We start from the raw sequence: 15,507 nt of genomic DNA, 5'->3' as shown, positions 1-15,507 counted from the left end.
GGGATCGGCCTATCCGCCGGGGCTCGACTGGACCGGGGTCGGCCCGTTCGGGGACGCGACCAGCGGCGGGGTGTTGGCCAGCATGGACGCTGGCGGTTGCGCGAACGACTGGCCCGGGTAGGTGCCGCCCGCGGCGTTCATGAGGGCTGCCCACTGCCCGCCGGCCAGGTCGGCGCCGTCAACCACCGTGTAGAACCGGCCGTTGATCATGATGTCCTGGTTGACCCAGTTGGCGTCGTTGCCCTGGTAGCTACCGAACCAGGAGGCCGTGGCGATGCCCGACGTCGCGCCAACCGTCCAGGTCTCGATGTTCCCGTCACTGGTCCCGGTCTTGGCGAAGATGTCGGTGGACTTGTCCACCGGGATCTTGTACCCGGAGCCGCGCGTCAGCACATTCTTCAGCGCGTAGGTGACCCCGGCGGCCACGTCCTGGCTCATGGTGCGCTGGCAGTTCGCACTCGGCACCGGGTAGGACTTGCCGGTGCCGTCCGTGATGGATGCCAGGGCGATCGGCTCGCACCGGATGCCGCCGCTGGCGAAGGTGGCGAACGCCGTGGCCATGTTGATGGGGGCCACATCCTGCGTGCCGATCAGGTTGGCGATTGCGGACAGGTCATAGGGCTTGTTCGTTTTGCCGTCCAGGATCCCGGCGGCCGTGGCCATCTTTTGGATGTTGCAGAAGTCCAGCTGGGTGGCCGTCTGGAAGGTGACCGTGTTGATCGAGTTGTACAGGCCTTCCATGGCGCTCTGCTCGAAGTAGTAGTTCGGCTCGTCATTGGGCAGCAGGTGCGAGTCGGGCAGCGCCGGATCGTACGCGCCGGTGGTCACGCCGCAGGAGTTCTGCCACGGGTATCCCCACGGGTAGAGCCGCACGGCGCCATTGATGGGCGTCATCATCGAGTGCCCTGTCCTGAGCCATTCGGCGAACACGAACGGTTTGAACGTGGACCCGATCTGGAACCCGCCGGATCCGTGCAGCGGCTGCCCGTTGACGTCATTGACCGGCAGCGCGAAGTTGCCCATGTAGTTCCCGGGCGCCGCGGCCGGGTTGTATTTCGTGTTCTGCGCCATGGTGAGCACCTTGCCGGTGCCCGGCTGGACGCTGACCAGGGCGGCGCCGCGCTGCAGCGGGTCGGTGGCGCCCATGGTCGAATCGACCTGCTGCTGCGCCACGGCCTGCAGTTTTGGGTCCAGCGTGGTCCGGATGGTCAGCCCGCCCTGGTACAGGAACTTGGTGCGGGCATCGACCGTGGCACCGTAGGCCGGGTCGTTGAGGACCAGCTGCTGGATGTAGTCGCAGAAGTACGGGGCCGTGCTGGCGGCCACGCAGCCCTGGGCCTGCTTGTTCACGTGCAGGGCCAGCGGCGCGGCGGCGGCCTGCTTCTCCTGGGCCGTGGTGATCTTGCCCTGCTGGAGCATCTTCGCCAGGACGTCGTTGCGCCGGGCGATCACGTGCGCCGGCTGCGTCAACGGGTCGTAGTAGCCGGGGCTGTTCACCACGCCGGCCAGGGCGGCTGCCTGGGGCAGGGTGAGGTCCTTGGCGGAGACGTTGAAGTACAGTTTGGCGGCCGCCTGGATGCCGTAGGCGCCGTTGCCGAAGTAGATGATGTTCAGGTAACCCTGCAGGATCTGGTCCTTCGAGTATTTCTGCTCCATCCCGATGGCCAGCTTCATCTCCTTCAGCTTGTCCACGAGGGTCTTCTGGCTGCCGAGCTTCGCCTGGTCGCCCTTGCCCTCGGCGACGAGCTGTTCGATGATGACGTTGTTCACGTACTGCTGGGTGATGGTGGAGGCGCCCTCGCGGCCGCCGCTCACCGTGGCGGCCAGCGCGCGCAGGATGCCCGTCGGGTCGATGCCGCCGTGTTCATAGAACCGGGCGTCCTCGATGGCGACGATCCCGTTCTTGATGTACGGGGACATGTCCGCCAGCTGTATTTCCTGGCGGTTCTGCGAATAGAACGACGCAATGACCGAGCCGTCGTTCGCCAGCACCTTCGTCGCCTGGGCGGGCGGCGTGACGGTCAAAGTGTCCGGCAGGGTGTTGAGCAGGTTCGAGGTGTCCGAGGCCGTCACGCCGACCACGGCAACGGCTGGCACGAAGAGCGCCGCTACCAGTACCCCGCACAGGCCGCAAACGGCGAAAAGCTGCAGGAACCGGCGCGCCGTGGCGCCCAACCCGAGTGGTCCTGTGGATCTGTCCGCCATGATCGAAATAGCACCCTTCAACTCGCGTTGGCCCGTCTGCCGTCGGCGGTGCCGTGTTGGACTATGCCAAACGAGCTTGGGAGAAAGCTGGGTGCTGGATGCGCGGACGCCACCGAGCGGCCACCGGTTCGCCGTTCCCGGCAAGTCTTGAGTGTTTTTCGGGATGGGTGGCTATAGTGCATTTATCAGGCACGAGGAGGTTGGCACGATGATCAATTTCGAGAGCGTCACCAAGGGCATGCGGGTGTTGGACGCGCACGGAAACCCGGTCGGCCAGGTGAGCCAGGTGGAGCCGGCGAACCCGCGGGCCGCGGCCTTCGAGGAGCGCGCGGCGGCGTCGCCACAGGACGTCATCAACCTCACGTTGAATGCCATCTTCGGGCCGAGCCCGAAGGTCCCCGAGGTGGTGGCCCTGCGCCTGTTCCGGCACGGCTACCTGCGCGTGACGGGCCGTGGCGCCAGGTATGTGAGCCTGGCCGACGTGGAACGGGTGGAGGGCAATGAGGTCTATTTGTCCGCCGTGCATCACGAACTCGTCCACCACGAATAGCCCGGCACCGGGCGTGCCGGCCCGGCGGCGTGAGCGCAAGGAGGCCACATGGCCAGGTTTTTCGATGTCCATCCGCACGACCCGCAGCCGCGCACCATCGGCAAGGTCGTCGAGCTGATCCGCGCCGGCGGCCTGGTCGCCTACCCGACGGACTCGTGCTACGCACTCGGGGCGCAAATGGGCAACCGGGACGCGCTGGACCGGATTCGCGGCATCAGGGCACTGACGGACAAGCACCACTTCACCCTGGTGTGCCGCGACTTCGCCCAGTTGGGCCAGTTCGTCATGGTCGACAACGACGTGTTCCGCGCCATCAAGGCGGTCACGCCCGGCAGCTACACGTTCATCCTGCCCGCCACCCGCGAGGTGCCGCGGCGCATGCTGCACCCGAAGAAGAAGACCGTCGGCGTGCGCATCCCCGACCACCGCACCACGCAGGCGCTGCTGGCCGAACTCGGTGAGCCGCTGCTCTCCAGCACGCTGCTGCTGCCCGACGAGGAGGAGCCGTTGACGCAGGGCTGGGAGATCAAGGAGCGGCTTGACCACGTGGTTGACGCCGTCGTCGATTCCGGTGACTGCGGCACCGAGCCGACCACCGTCGTCGACTTTTCCAGCGGCGAGGCCGAGGTGGTTCGCCGCGGCGCCGGCGACCCGTCCCGGTTTGAATAGGGGCGCCATGGGCAGGCTCGTGTACGCGGCCATCACGTCGCTGGACGGCTACGTCGCGGACGCTGACGGCAGCTTCGACTGGAGCGCCCCCGACGCGCAGGTGCACGCGTTCGTCAACGACCTGGTACGCGGCATCGGCACGCACCTGTACGGTCGGCGCATGTACCAGGTGATGAGCGCCTGGGAGACGATGGACGACGACGGGCAGCCGGCGGTCGCGCGGGACTTCGGGCGGATCTGGCGCGCCGCCGACAAGGTGGTGTTCTCGACGACGCTGCCGTCCGTGGCCACGGCTCGCACCCGCCTGGAGCGGCGCTTCGACCCGGCTCTCGTCGCCGGCCTCGTGGAGTCCGCGGCGGCGAACGTGTCCGTCAGCGGGCCGGGGCTCGCCGGACAGGCGCTCGCGGCCGGCCTGGTGGACGACGTGCATGTATTCGTCTGTCCCGTCATCGTCGGCGGCGGCACGCCGTGGCTGCCGCAGGGTGTCCGGCTGAATTTGCAACTGTTCGATGAACAACGTTTTTCCAACGGAACTGTCCACCTGCACTACGGATTGGGCGGGGAGCGGCGGCACTGACCGGTGGAATCCGCGCGGAACACCAATTTCCGCGTGGTGATTTCATGCTGGGGCAACTTCGCGACATGATGAGGGTGTAACCGGCGCGACACTGAGCGTCCGCCGATCCGACGACCACGTAAGGAGCACGGCCGTGACCACCACCGCCGCATCTCAGCCATTGGGCTACCGCGTGTTGAACCCTGCCACCGGCGAAGTTGTGCAGACGTTCCCCACCGCCACCGACGCGGAGATCCAGGCCGCATTGGAGTCCTCCCACCAGGCCTATGCACTGTGGAAGGAAGTGCCGATCGCCGACCGCGCCAAGATCGTCGCACGCGTCGGCCAGCTCTTCGGCGAACGTGCCGCCGAGCTGGGCGCCATCATCACCGAGGAGATGGGCAAGCCGGCCTCCCAGGCCAAGGGTGAGGCCGAGTTCTGCGAGGACATCTTCGAGTACTTTGCCACGAACGGCCCCGAGTTGGCCGCGGACCAGCCGATCACGCCGATCGGCGGCGGCCGGGCCGTGATCCAGAAGCTTCCGGTCGGGCCGCTGCTGGGCATCATGCCGTGGAACTACCCGTACTACCAGGTGGCCCGCTTTGCCGCGCCCAACCTGATGCTGGGCAACACCATCATCCTCAAGCACGCCGAGTCGTGCCCGAAGTCCGCACTGGCCATCCAGTCGATCATGGACGACGCCGGCGTGCCGGCCGGCACCTACATCAACCTGTTCGCCACGCACGACCAGATCGCCGACATCATCGCCGACCCGCGCCTCCAGGGCGTGTCGCTGACCGGCTCCGAGCGGGCCGGGTCGAAGATCGGTGAGATCGCCGGACGCAACCTGAAGAAGGCCGTGCTGGAACTGGGCGGCTCCGACCCGTACGTGATCCTCGATGCCGCCGACGTGAAGGCCGCCGCGGCCGACGCGTGGGGCGTGCGCATGGAGAACACCGGCCAGGCCTGCAACTCCAACAAGCGCATGATCGTCATGGACGACATCTTCGACGAGTTCGTCGGCGAGCTCGCGAACCAGGCCCAGGGCCTGGTCCCGGGCAGCCCGTCCGAGGAGGCGGAGGGCACGTTCGCCCCGCTGTCCTCGCGGGTCGCGGCCGAGGGCCTGGCCGCCCAGCTGCAGGACGCCGTTGACAAGGGCGCCACGCTGCACGCCGGTGGCCGCCTGATGGACGGCCCGGCCGCATATATCGAGCCGGCCGTGCTCTCCGGGGTCACCAAGGAGATGCGCGCCTACTACGAGGAGCTGTTCGGCCCGGTTGCCGTGGTCTACAAGGTGACCAGCGACGACGAGGCGCTCGCGTTGGCCAACGACACCCCCTACGGGCTCGGCGGCGCCGTGTTCAGCACCGACGAGGCACGCGCCCGCAAGGTGGCCGAGCGCCTGGAAACGGGCATGTCTAACGTGAACGCGTACGCCGGCGAGGGCGCCGACATGCCGTTCGGCGGTGTCAAGCGCTCCGGTTTCGGCCGCGAGCTGGGCCCGCTGGGCATGGACGAGTTCGTCAACAAGCGCCTGTTCTACATCGGCGAGTAATCCCCACGCCGTCCCACTTGCCGGATGAAGGCCCCTGTCCAGGTTGGGGCCTTCATCCGGCACCCGGGAACCGTTCCAGCTCGACCGGGGGGCGTGGGCCCGTGCGCGTCAACGGCCGCGGGCCTGCCAGAGCAGTCGGGCGGTGACGACGGCGCCGAGCAGCGGGAGGCCAACGCCGATGGCCAGACGCTCGAACAGGCCGGCGAACCCGCCCTGGCCACCTGCTACCCCAAAGCCGGTCATGAAGCCGACGGTCATGATCCCGGTGGCCACCGCATAGGCCGCCCAGGGTGCGCCCCAACCGGGTTCGACCGCGAGGCGCCTGGCCAGTGCGAAAGCCGACACCGCGATGGCCGTGACCGCGATTCCGGCGAACACATTGTGCAGATCGCCGTGCAGGCTGGGGATGACCGGCACCTGGCCGCCGGGTGGATACGCCGCTGTCGGGTCTTGGGAGAAGAGCCCGATGCCGAGCAGGCCGATCCCGAGCAGCGCCTGGCAGATCGGGAAGGCCGCCGCCGCTCGTCCGGGCCGCAGAATCCTCCGCCACACGAGAGCCGCCCCCAGGCTCAGCACCCCCAGTGCCACGCAGTTGATTTGCATCATCCATCCGCCCGGGCCGAGACTGAGCAGGCTCATGGACTCCGCCGGCCAGTTGTAGCCAGGCCGGGTGAAGCCCTCGATCCAGTACGCGGCGGTGAACGCCAGTTCGGCGACGGCGATCACGGCCAGCAGCCGCACAATCCCCGGGGAACGGGACGCGCCATCGAATCCGCCGCGTTCCGGCGAGGCCCGGGCGGCGGCCGGTAGGGACGGGCCCGACGTCACACCGTGGCGGCTCGGTTCCTTGGGATGTGGATGATTGTCGGCCATCACGGCTCTCTTCCGGCCCGCGGCGCGATCCGAAGAATCCCGACGCGGCCCACACCGATTATCCCACGCAGTGCCATCCTGGATGGGTACTTGCCATCCGTACCCGGCCCGAGGCTCGGCTCCCGCCGGTCTTGCCGTGATCGACGCCGTCCTGCCGGTGCAACTGGGCCCCGGCGGCCGAACCCGTGGTGTGGTCACATGTAGTCGTTCTCCTTGAGCTCGATGACGTAGGCGCGGCGTTCAGCGATCTTGGCGTCGCGCATGATGAAGACTTCGCCCATGGCCATCTTCATGAGTTCACCGCTGGCGCGGCGTACCTCGCCGGTCAGTTCCGCCATCACGACGCCGTTCTCTTCAACCATCCGCGTGATGGTGAGCGCGGGGCTGCCGGCGAAGGCCGGGTTCTCGATTTCGTTGTCGTAGGCTTCCTTGCCGCTGAGCCGGTAGGCCCCGAACACCGTCCACTGGATGTCGTCGGTCAGACACGACAGGACCTGCCCGTGATCGGACTTGTTGAAACCGTCGATGTACCTCTCGACCGTTTTCTTGTTCTCTGACATCACGTGGCCTCCTGGGATGGCTCCGGGATGAGGTTTGCCCGACTCATGATTTCCTCCAACGCCGTAGTTGCGGGTACCTGGACTATACTCTTGGCGCTCGGGTTGCCCGATCAACCTCACGTTGGAGGTGTGCGGTGGCCGCCGGCATCTCAATACCCTCCTCGCCCACCCCGAGGACGCCGGGCAGTCGCGCCGAAGACGCGATGCTGGCGGCGACCGAGTACCTGGTAGCCATTGACTTGGACGTGATTTGGACGTGGAAAACCCCGGACGGGAACCACGATTGGGATTCAGCAACGATTCGGATTCAACAACACAGGCCAGCTGCTGGAGACGGTGGTTCTCACCTTCGACAGCGGGAGGGAACTGGTCATCCACGCAATGAAGGCACAGGCCGAGTATCTGGACTTACTGCCATGAGAGGAGCAGCAGCAATGAGTGAAAACGAAATGATGAACGGCAAGCCGGTCACTGACGCGCAGATCGGCCGGTGAGTCGACGAGGCCGCGGCCGGGTATGACGTGGCGGCCCTCAAGAAACGCGGGCGTCCCCGAATTGGTTCTGAAATTGCTGAGATTGCAGCGATCCGGTTGGACCCGGAACTTAGCGCCGCCCTCTCTCAGCGTGCCGAAAAGGAGCATTCAACCCGCAGTAAAGTAGCGCAGTAAAGTAGTCCGCGAAGCACTTCAAGCCTGGCTCAAGTCCGCATAGGTCCCCCGCGCGCGCAGTCACACGAAGCGGGAACGCTCAACGGAAAGAAATGCCGCGAGAGGTTTGAATAGGCCCCCACCGTCGGCCATGGCCCTGACCTGTTCAGCCTGCCACTGCGGCGACATTCCCGTTCCACCCACATACACGACTCGTCGGTACGGCGTGGTGAACCACGCAGAGGCCCACGATTCTGCATCGGCGATCCCCCCCCAAATTTGCGTCAGGCGCTGGCCCGTACTGTGCCCGGGGACACTTGTTGCATTGACCACGTTGGGCCGGCTGGCCACTCACCGATTACCGAGCCGCCGAGACGACTCGGTAGAGCGGGGACTGTCGCCTGCCAACCGATGGCGCGGGCGGCCCCCAGTCATTCTCAGAATAGGATCGTGGACGGCGCAAGCCCCACCAATGCGTGAGACCCGACGACGGCGACCCACGTCGCGCAGGCGGGTCGCCGTCGTCGTCGGCCTCCCGGTTCTACCGGCGCCCGGTGGCGATCACGGGCATCGGGGTTTCCGGCGGCTGCAGCAGGCCGAGAATCTCCCCCTGCGGTGCCGCGATGATGGCCATGCGCCCGAACGGGCTGTCGGAGGCGCTGTCAACGAACAGGTGGGTGCTCCAGGTCGACGGCATAGATCCGGGCCCTCGGGCTTCGGACCGATGCCCACCTCCTCTCCGGCGTCGACAATGTCCCACCCGAACAGTTCGGTGTAGAAGGCGGCGGCGACCGGTGGTTCCATCATGCTCCTGCGACGGCGGTGGGAAAGTGCCCGGTGGGAATCCGGCCCACTCGGTCCGGCGGAACCCTTGTGCGGCGAAGCCGTGCATTGCTAGCGTGGGCGCTGTTCACTTCAGGGGACGGAAGGCGGAAACCCATGGGCATCGTGACCGCAGGTATCGCCATTTCGCTGGACGGCTTCGCCGCCGGCCCCAACCAGACCCGCGAGAAGCCATTCGGTGACGGCATCGACGGACGGCTGCACACGTGGATGTTCGACCACGCGGATGAGAACGCCGCTGAAGTGGCCGCACTGACATCCGCAGGGGCCTACGTCATGGGCCGGAACATGTTCGGTCCCGACCGCAGCGCCTGGGACCTGGACTGGCGAGGCTGGTGGGGCCCGAACCCGCCATACCACGCCCCGGTGTTCGTGCTGGCGCACCGCCCTCGGGACACCGTCGCCATGGACGGCGGGACGACGTTCGAGTTCGTCACCGACGGAATCGACTCCGCCTTGGCGCGGGCGCGCGCCGCGGCCGGCGACCAGGACGTGGCGATCGCCGGCGGTGCGTCCACCATCAACCAGTACTTGGCCGCCGGGCTCATCGACGAGCTGCGACTGCACGTGGTGCCGATCACGGTCGGCGTCGGTGAGCGGCTGTTCCCGGTGTCGCCCCAGCTGACGCTGGAGCCTGTGTCTGTCCGGCAGACCCCGCACGTGACCCACCTGGTGTACCGGAGGCCTACCGTTCCGGGGTGAGGTAGAGCTTCCGCAGCGTGTCCGTGACGGTCCATTCGGTGCGCATGCCGGCGGACAGGCGCATGAGCGAACCCGCCGCCAGCACGACGGTCGTTTCCGGCGAATCTCCGAACGCCTCGATGCGGACGGTTGCCGCGCCCGCGGTGACGATGAAAACCTCGTCTGCCTCGACGTCGAACATGGCTCCGGCACCCATCTCCCACGCGCCGAACTCCAGACCGCCGAAAACCCCCAGTTCCAGGGCGGCCGTCGTCGGCGCACCGCCGGCGACCTGGCCGGCGGCAACGGCCCCATGGTGCAGTGGCAGCGCATTGACGTCCAGCGGCAGGCCGGGGGTCAGATGGTTGGATGCGGTGATGTCGGCGCCCATGCGGTGCCCTCCTGGGTCTGGGATGGTTCGGGTGGTGGCAATGCCTACGCCGCGGCCGCCGCAGACAACGCCGCCAGGCCCTTCTCGAAATCGCCGCCCACCATCTTATCCATATTCATGAACATGGCAAAGACCCTCCCGATTCCCTTCGATTCCCCGGTCATCGTCCACGTGACACGGGTGCCGTCCCCCTCGGGGACAAAAGTGAATGTGGTGGGGTTGACGGCTTTCATGGGCCTTGTGAATTCAAGACGGATGTCGATGCGGTCGGGCTCCGAGACGCCGGCGATCTCCATGGTCCCGGAACCGGCCTTGCGGTTTCCGTTCCAGGAGTACCTGGCACCGACGCCCGATTCACTCCCCGAATATTCACGCTTCATGGTGCTGTCGAGATTTTCCCAGGGCGACCATTTGGTCCATTCGTGGAAATCAATGACCAGCCGGTACACGGCCCCGGCCGGCGCCGGGATCAGGACGTTTCGGGTGACGGAGAAAGTTGACATATGCCCATCGTAGGCGATTGAAAGATTGGGTGATAGTCGTCACATGCCGGGCGCTTGATGAACCGCCCGCACGGCAAACTCCGGCTCTACCCACTCCGCATGGCCGGGCAGGCGCCGCGTCCCCGCGCGACCGGTAAGATTCCCCCAGTGCGGCAGGACAACTGCCGCTCACGGTCGATAGCGAGCAAAGGACGTGATGGTGGAGCCCAACACCGCGGTGCGTTTCGTGGTGGTCGGCCCGCAGCCGCCGCCGGAACCCGTCGATCCGGCGTCGCTCTACGCGGAGCTGCTGGACACCACCCGGATCCTCGAGTACGCGCACAGGTTGTGGGGCACGGGCAATGACCGGTTGTCGTTCTTCCTCGACCTGCCCGCCAGCCGGCGGATGGCCCGGGTCACGTTGGCCAAGGACGTCCACGGGCCCAGCCGGCTGACCGTGGTCGAATGCACGCTCGCAACCGCCCCGCACCAGCTGACCAGCCGCGAGATGGAGGTGCTGACCCTGCTGGCGGCAGGGCATTCGAATCCGGCCATCGCCCGGTACCTGTTCACCAGTCCGCGCACCGTCTCGACCCAGGTGGAGACCATCCGGGCCAAGCTGGGTGCCATCAGCCGCACGGCCGCCAGTGTCCTGGCCGCCCAGAACGGCTGGCTGAAGCTGCCCCTCTCCGCGCCACCAGAGGACTGCGCGGCGCTGGCCATCGCCGCGCTCGAGCTGGAACCGGGCACCGGCCGGGCCCTCCCGGACGCCACCGGCGCCTCGCCCATCCGGCTCGTGCTGGCGTACCCGCAGTCAGGCGCCGCCGCCGACGACGGGTTGCAGTCGCTGCGCGGGGCGCTGCTGGCCGTCGAGGAGCTCAACCGCAGGGGCGGGATCCGTGGCCGCCGCATCGATCCGTTCACCGTCGACTCGAACATCTACTCCCGGAACGGCATCCAGGAGACGTTTGCCCGGATCCGGGCACTGGACGCCGACGCCGTCATGATGTCGTACGTGTTCGACGAGGCGACGGCGCTGGACGAGGCGGCGCACCTGGCCATCCCCGTCATCCACACCATGACGTCCCAGCGGCAGGTGCTGGCCACGGACGCGAACCCGGGCCGGTACCGCAACGTGTTCCAGTGCGTGCCCACGGAAACCAACTACGGGACGGGCATCGTCCGCTTCCTCGACTTGCTGGAGGCGGACAAGCCGGAGCTCTGCGCGGCGCGGACCATCTCCTTCATCGAGACCCCGGCCGACGCCGGCCAGGTCGCCGACGATCCCACGCTCGCCCTCCTGCACGGGCGCGGCTGGCGGGTGCTCTCGGTCGACCCGGCGCCCGACGCGCCCGGTGCGTACGGCGACCTGGCCCGGCAGGTGGTGGCCCGCGATCCGTCGGTGATCGTGGTCAGCGAATTCCTTCCCCGCCGGCTGGCCGACGCATTCGGACAGTTGCTGGACACCGGCAGCAACTCGCTCATCTACTGCATCTACGCCCCGTCCATCCCGGTCTTCGAGCAGCTCGTCGGCGAGCGCGCCGAGGGTCTCGTGTGGTCGACGGTCTCGGGCACGTACCCGGATTCGTTCGGCAAGGACTTCGTGGCGGAGTACGCCCGCCGGTACGGCAGCTCCCCCGGGCTGTCGCAGGCCGGGCTGGGGTACGACATGGCGCACATCCTGGCCTCGGCGTGGCGGTCCTCCGCCGACACCCGGGACATTGCCGGGACCCTGGACGCGCTGCGCCAGACGCGGCACCGCGGCGTGAACGGCAGCTACATCTTCTCCCCGCGGAACCAGACGTCGCTGAGCTACCCGGACCAGACGGCCGACCCGTCGTTCGGCCAGGCCCAGCTGGTGCTGCAGGTCCAGGACGGGCGCCACCGCGCCCTGGCCCCGGCCCCCTACGCCGAGGCGCACCTGCGCACGCCCCCGTGGGTGCGCCCGGGCCGGCAAGCGGGGAATACGCCATTTGACCCATGACGCGGTGCCGTCCCGGCCCGGAGAATGGTCTCTCAACCGCAGGCGCCCGTTCGGGGCGCCTCCGCAGGAGGGAGAGGGCATGTTCCAATGGCCCGACGGGCGCACCCACGGGGCCACCGTCAGCTTCGACTTCGACGCCGAGGAGGTGTGGATCGGGGAGAACCCGGCCAACGCCCACAGCCCCGGCGTCCTGTCCCAGGGCGCGTACGGCCCGAAGGTGGGCGTGCCGCTGATCCTGGATCTGCTCGAGAAGCACGGCATCACGGCGACGTTCTTCACCTGCGGCAGGGACGCCGCCCGCCACCCGGCCGCGGTGTTGCGGATCCTGGCCGCCGGCCACGAGATCGCCCACCACGGCCACTCGCACACCTCCCCGACGCTGCTCACCCTGGAGCAGGAACAGGCCGAGCTCGACGACGGCCTGGCCGCCTTGCGCGCGCTGGGCGCCGACGTCGTCGGCTACCGCTCGCCGTCCTGGGACTTCAGCGCGCACACCCTCGATCTGCTGCAGTCCCGCGGCTTCGAGTACAGCTCCAACCTGCTCAACGACATCGTCCCGTACCGGCATGCCGGCCACGACCTGGTGGAACTGCCGGTGTCCTGGATCCTCGATGACGCCCCGCATTTCTGGTTCGCCAACGACACGTGGGAGAAGACCATCCGATCCCCCCGGGAGGTGCTGGACGTGTGGCTGCCCGAGATCCGTGGCATCGCCGCCCTGGGCGGGCACGTCATGCTCACCATGCATCCGATGATCATCGGCCGCCCGTCCCGGCTGGCCATGCTGGACGCCGTGCTGGGCGAACTCGCCACCGGCGGGGCGTGGATCGGCACCGCCCGCGAGACCGCACGCCTGGTAGCCAAGAACACGGCCAGGAGTGAGCCCGAGAATGAGCCGAAGGGCCAGTAGGAGAATCCCATGAACATCACGACGACTTTTCCCCGCATCCGCGTCAGCGGCACTCCCAGCGAACGTGGCCGCCAATACGGCGCCCAGGCCCGCGAGCGGGTGCACCATGCCCGCAACGGCTACGAGCGGTCCTTTGCCGCGTCCGGGATCGCCTGGCCGCAGGCCATTGCCCTGGCCGAGCGGCACCTGGCCGCGTCCAAGGCGGCGTTCCCGGAGCTGGTGGACGAGATCCGCAGCATCGCGGAGGGCGCGGGGCTGCCCTTTGCCGACGTCTTTGCCATGAACTGCCGCACGGAGATCCTGTGGTCGGCCGTCGTGGCGCGCGCCGGCGCCGTTGCCCCGACGCCGGGCGGGGAGTGCAGCTCGTTCGCTCTCATGCCGTCCCGGACCGCATCGGGGAACACCTACGTGGGTCAGAACTGGGACTGGCTGCTGCACGGCCTGGACTCGGTGGTGGTGCTGGAGGTGGAGCGCGACGACGCGCCGAACTTCGTCACGATCGTCGAGGCCGGGTTGCTGGCCAAGACCATGGTGAACGCCGAAGGCGTCGGCGTGGCCGTCAACACGCTGGTAAGCTCGCTCGACGGCGGCGCCGGCGGGGTGCCGTTCCACCTGATGATCCGGGCCCTCGCCGACGCCCACCATGTCTACGACGTGCTCGAGACGCTGTCCGCCCATGGCCGGGCGTCCTCGGGCAACTACCTGGTCGGGGCGCCCGGCGGCGCCGTGCTGAACATCGAGACCGCCCCGGGCGACGCCCGGACCGTCAGCCCGCTGATCCCCGACCGCGGCGCACTGGCCCACACCAACCACTTCTTGGGCCCCGTCACCGGTGGCCACGACCTGGCTCCCGTGGCCATGGCGGACAGCTACGTCCGGTTGGGCCGCATGCGGGACCTGGTGGTCGAGGCTGCGGCACCCGCCACGATTCGGTCACTTGATGCGGCGCTGCGGGACCATACGGATGCGCCGGGGTCCATCTGCTGCCATCCGGACGAACGCCACCCGGAAGCATCCCAGTGGATCACGGCGATGTCTGTGGTCATGGACCTGGAGAGCCGCGTCCTGCACCTGACCGAGGGCAGCCCCTGCCAGGTCCAGCGCCACGCCGTCGACTACTCGGCCTTCCTGGCCGCCCGTTCGGCCTGGTTGACACGATTGCCGGACAGGGCCGGGCGCCGGCGTGATCTTCGCCGGCGCAGCCATCCTGTGCCATTCGTTCCTGGGCTTCGACTCGGTCGCCTCGCTGGCGGAGGAGACGAGGAACGCGGAGCGGACCATCCCGCGGACCATCATGTTGGTGACGCGGTGCGGCGGGGTGCTGTTCATCCTGGTGTCGCGGTGGCTGTGAACCAGCCTGTCCGCGGAGTCCTTCACGGTGGGCCTGGTCTAGGTCGGCGTGGGTGCCGTGTACCTGGCCTTCCTGACGAAGGGGCGCCGCCGGAACTCGAGCTCGAAAGCTGAGGACCCCCGCGTTCGGCCGTTCCGGTGATTGACATGGCCTACTAAACTGGCGCCTAGCAGCTTCCGACCATCGCTCCAACCGACAGGAACGGAATTGTCCGATGGGAATTCGCTCCAACCGTTCGAAGGAACATGACGCTTTCTTCCCGTCGTTGACTGTCCGGCAGGCCGAGCGCCTGCGCCGTCTTTCGGTCGAGGCGCTGGCCAGACACGGCATTCGCACGCAGGCGTTCGGAGACGTCCTCAAGGACGGTCATGGCCTGGAGTTCGGTCTCGACAATGTCCACCGGAGGCTGGCCGCCGTACCCGAACGGCGGTGGCACACGGTCATCCGTGACCACTTCGCGCAGATGGTGGCTGCCCTGCAGGAAGCGAGCCCCTCCGAACTGGCGGTGGCCGAGCTGCTGGCCCGGTGCAAGGTGAAGCTGTGCCCGCCGGACCTCATGGCGGACAGCCCCCAGGAGCACTTCACGTATCGCAGGTCCGTGGCGGACCTTGACCTGGCCATCGTCGTTGACTCGTCCACGAGTGTGGCGTACCTCCGCGACAGCGACGTGGCCCGGGTCGATCGGGACGTCCTGTGGGCCACGGCCCGGGCAAACCTGCTGGAATCCGGTCCCGGAAGGCCCGAACAGGTGGTCCTGGGTGGCGGATCGTACTTCGCCCTTGAATCCGACTCCGTGTTCCAGGGCAGCTGGCTCGCCTATCCGAATGAACTCGCTGGGCGGCTGGGCTTCGTGCCCGGCCCCTTTGGGGCATTGCTGTCCGCGCCGGCGTCCACGGCCCTGAACATCCACTTGATCGGGGACGGGACCACCCAGGCCGACGGAGCCGCGATGCTCGCCGCGAGCCTACGGCAATATGCGCGGGAACCGCGACCCCTCAGCCCGCACCTCTACTGGTGGGACCGCACGGACATCATTGCCATCACGGCGTTCGACGACGCCCACCGCCCCTCGATCAATGTCCCGCCGGAACTGGGCGAAGTCTTCTCCCGGGAAGCACGCGGCTGACGCCACCTCCGTAACGCTTGCCATGCCCTCCTGGTGGGCCCATGCTTTCCCTAACGCGGATTTCCACGCAGTCGGTTCGGCACAAGAGGGCGACTGATTTTGTAGCACAGGGCGCGGTTGCCGC

The 15,507-nt window shown here is 67.7% G+C and carries 15 protein-coding genes; 9 read left to right on the top strand and 6 right to left on the bottom strand.

All coding sequences use genetic code 11. The features are described 5' to 3' along the window. Positions 1-9 precede the first annotated feature (9 nt). Positions 10-2,205 carry a transglycosylase domain-containing protein gene (locus tag EJC77_RS08830; RefSeq protein WP_125611719.1) on the bottom strand — a complete coding sequence of 732 codons (2,196 nt, stop codon included), beginning with the start codon at positions 2,203-2,205 and terminating at the stop codon, positions 10-12. A gap of 208 nt (positions 2,206-2,413) precedes the next feature. On the opposite strand from EJC77_RS08830, the gene EJC77_RS08825 reads away from it, so the two are divergent. The 4 genes from EJC77_RS08825 (at position 2,414) to EJC77_RS08810 (ending at position 5,535) form a co-directional block, all read left to right on the top strand. Beyond that, positions 2,414-2,755, top strand: a complete 342-nt coding sequence (locus EJC77_RS08825; RefSeq protein WP_125611717.1) for a hypothetical protein — start codon at positions 2,414-2,416, stop codon at positions 2,753-2,755. 48 nt (positions 2,756-2,803) lie between these two features. Beyond that, positions 2,804-3,424 carry an L-threonylcarbamoyladenylate synthase gene (locus EJC77_RS08820; RefSeq protein ID WP_125611715.1) on the top strand — a complete coding sequence of 207 codons (621 nt, stop codon included), beginning with the start codon at positions 2,804-2,806 and terminating at the stop codon, positions 3,422-3,424. A 7-nt stretch (positions 3,425-3,431) separates the two neighbouring features. Beyond that, on the top strand, positions 3,432-4,001 hold the full coding sequence (locus tag EJC77_RS08815; protein ID WP_125611713.1) for a dihydrofolate reductase family protein: 570 nt from the start codon (positions 3,432-3,434) through the stop codon (positions 3,999-4,001). Between the two features lie 133 nt (positions 4,002-4,134). Next, entirely contained in the window at positions 4,135-5,535 is a 1,401-nt protein-coding gene (locus EJC77_RS08810; RefSeq protein ID WP_125611711.1) for an NAD-dependent succinate-semialdehyde dehydrogenase, read from the top strand. Between the two features lie 108 nt (positions 5,536-5,643). Here the strand turns inward: EJC77_RS08810 and EJC77_RS08805 are convergent, their stop codons facing one another. The 3 genes from EJC77_RS08805 to EJC77_RS20345 form a co-directional block, all read right to left on the bottom strand. After that, the gene (locus EJC77_RS08805; RefSeq protein WP_205787011.1) at positions 5,644-6,261 is read right to left on the bottom strand and encodes a DUF998 domain-containing protein; all 618 of its coding nucleotides are present in this window, start codon (positions 6,259-6,261) and stop codon (positions 5,644-5,646) included. 341 nt (positions 6,262-6,602) lie between these two features. Then, positions 6,603-6,968, bottom strand: coding sequence for a nuclear transport factor 2 family protein (locus EJC77_RS08800; protein WP_125611707.1), 366 nt, complete (start codon positions 6,966-6,968; stop codon positions 6,603-6,605). 1,188 nt (positions 6,969-8,156) lie between these two features. Next, positions 8,157-8,312 carry a hypothetical protein gene (locus EJC77_RS20345; protein WP_164520362.1) on the bottom strand — a complete coding sequence of 52 codons (156 nt, stop codon included), beginning with the start codon at positions 8,310-8,312 and terminating at the stop codon, positions 8,157-8,159. A 242-nt stretch (positions 8,313-8,554) separates the two neighbouring features. On the opposite strand from EJC77_RS20345, the gene EJC77_RS08785 reads away from it, so the two are divergent. Continuing rightward, positions 8,555-9,160 (top strand): dihydrofolate reductase family protein, encoded by a 606-nt coding sequence (locus tag EJC77_RS08785; protein WP_125611705.1) that lies wholly within the window; start codon positions 8,555-8,557, stop codon positions 9,158-9,160. On the opposite strand, the gene EJC77_RS08780 is transcribed toward EJC77_RS08785, so the two are convergent. Together EJC77_RS08780 and EJC77_RS08775 are read right to left on the bottom strand one after the other, a co-directional pair. Further along, positions 9,144-9,530 (bottom strand): cupin domain-containing protein, encoded by a 387-nt coding sequence (locus tag EJC77_RS08780; RefSeq protein WP_125611703.1) that lies wholly within the window; start codon positions 9,528-9,530, stop codon positions 9,144-9,146. The two genes, EJC77_RS08785 and EJC77_RS08780, sit on opposite strands and share 17 nt — an antisense overlap. Before the next feature lie 44 nt (positions 9,531-9,574). Continuing rightward, entirely contained in the window at positions 9,575-10,033 is a 459-nt protein-coding gene (locus tag EJC77_RS08775; RefSeq protein ID WP_125611701.1) for an SRPBCC family protein, read from the bottom strand. 199 nt (positions 10,034-10,232) lie between these two features. Here EJC77_RS08775 and EJC77_RS08770 point away from each other — a divergent pair, with 199 nt between their 5' ends. The 4 genes from EJC77_RS08770 to EJC77_RS08755 all read left to right on the top strand — a co-directional run bounded on the left by EJC77_RS08770 (position 10,233) and on the right by EJC77_RS08755 (position 15,383). Continuing rightward, positions 10,233-11,996 carry an ABC transporter substrate-binding protein gene (locus tag EJC77_RS08770; RefSeq protein WP_164520361.1) on the top strand — a complete coding sequence of 588 codons (1,764 nt, stop codon included), beginning with the start codon at positions 10,233-10,235 and terminating at the stop codon, positions 11,994-11,996. Between the two features lie 79 nt (positions 11,997-12,075). Further along, positions 12,076-12,906, top strand: coding sequence for a polysaccharide deacetylase family protein (locus tag EJC77_RS08765; protein ID WP_125611697.1), 831 nt, complete (start codon positions 12,076-12,078; stop codon positions 12,904-12,906). Positions 12,907-12,915: 9 nt separating this feature from the next. Beyond that, the gene (locus tag EJC77_RS21025; protein ID WP_125611695.1) at positions 12,916-14,370 is read left to right on the top strand and encodes a C45 family peptidase; all 1,455 of its coding nucleotides are present in this window, start codon (positions 12,916-12,918) and stop codon (positions 14,368-14,370) included. A gap of 101 nt (positions 14,371-14,471) precedes the next feature. Further along, complete coding sequence (locus EJC77_RS08755) at positions 14,472-15,383, top strand: hypothetical protein (protein WP_125611693.1); 912 nt, start codon at positions 14,472-14,474, stop codon at positions 15,381-15,383. Positions 15,384-15,507: the final 124 nt, after the last annotated feature.

The sequence above is a fragment of the Specibacter cremeus genome, from assembly GCF_003946885.1.
GTDB lineage: Bacteria > Actinomycetota > Actinomycetes > Actinomycetales > Micrococcaceae > Specibacter > Specibacter cremeus.
This window is presented reverse-complemented; position numbering and strand designations above follow the sequence as displayed.

Coding starts and splice junctions, on each gene's coding strand:
- EJC77_RS08830 (WP_125611719.1), bottom strand. CDS start 2,205: ATGGCGGACAGATCCACAGGACCACTCGGGTTGGGCGCCACGGCGCGC.
- EJC77_RS08825 (WP_125611717.1), top strand. CDS start 2,414: ATGATCAATTTCGAGAGCGTCACCAAGGGCATGCGGGTGTTGGACGCG.
- EJC77_RS08820 (WP_125611715.1), top strand. CDS start 2,804: ATGGCCAGGTTTTTCGATGTCCATCCGCACGACCCGCAGCCGCGCACC.
- EJC77_RS08815 (WP_125611713.1), top strand. CDS start 3,432: ATGGGCAGGCTCGTGTACGCGGCCATCACGTCGCTGGACGGCTACGTC.
- EJC77_RS08800 (WP_125611707.1), bottom strand. CDS start 6,968: ATGTCAGAGAACAAGAAAACGGTCGAGAGGTACATCGACGGTTTCAAC.
- EJC77_RS20345 (WP_164520362.1), bottom strand. CDS start 8,312: ATGCCGTCGACCTGGAGCACCCACCTGTTCGTTGACAGCGCCTCCGAC.
- EJC77_RS08785 (WP_125611705.1), top strand. CDS start 8,555: ATGGGCATCGTGACCGCAGGTATCGCCATTTCGCTGGACGGCTTCGCC.
- EJC77_RS08780 (WP_125611703.1), bottom strand. CDS start 9,530: ATGGGCGCCGACATCACCGCATCCAACCATCTGACCCCCGGCCTGCCG.
- EJC77_RS08775 (WP_125611701.1), bottom strand. CDS start 10,033: ATGTCAACTTTCTCCGTCACCCGAAACGTCCTGATCCCGGCGCCGGCC.
- EJC77_RS08765 (WP_125611697.1), top strand. CDS start 12,076: ATGTTCCAATGGCCCGACGGGCGCACCCACGGGGCCACCGTCAGCTTC.
- EJC77_RS21025 (WP_125611695.1), top strand. CDS start 12,916: ATGAACATCACGACGACTTTTCCCCGCATCCGCGTCAGCGGCACTCCC.
- EJC77_RS08755 (WP_125611693.1), top strand. CDS start 14,472: ATGGGAATTCGCTCCAACCGTTCGAAGGAACATGACGCTTTCTTCCCG.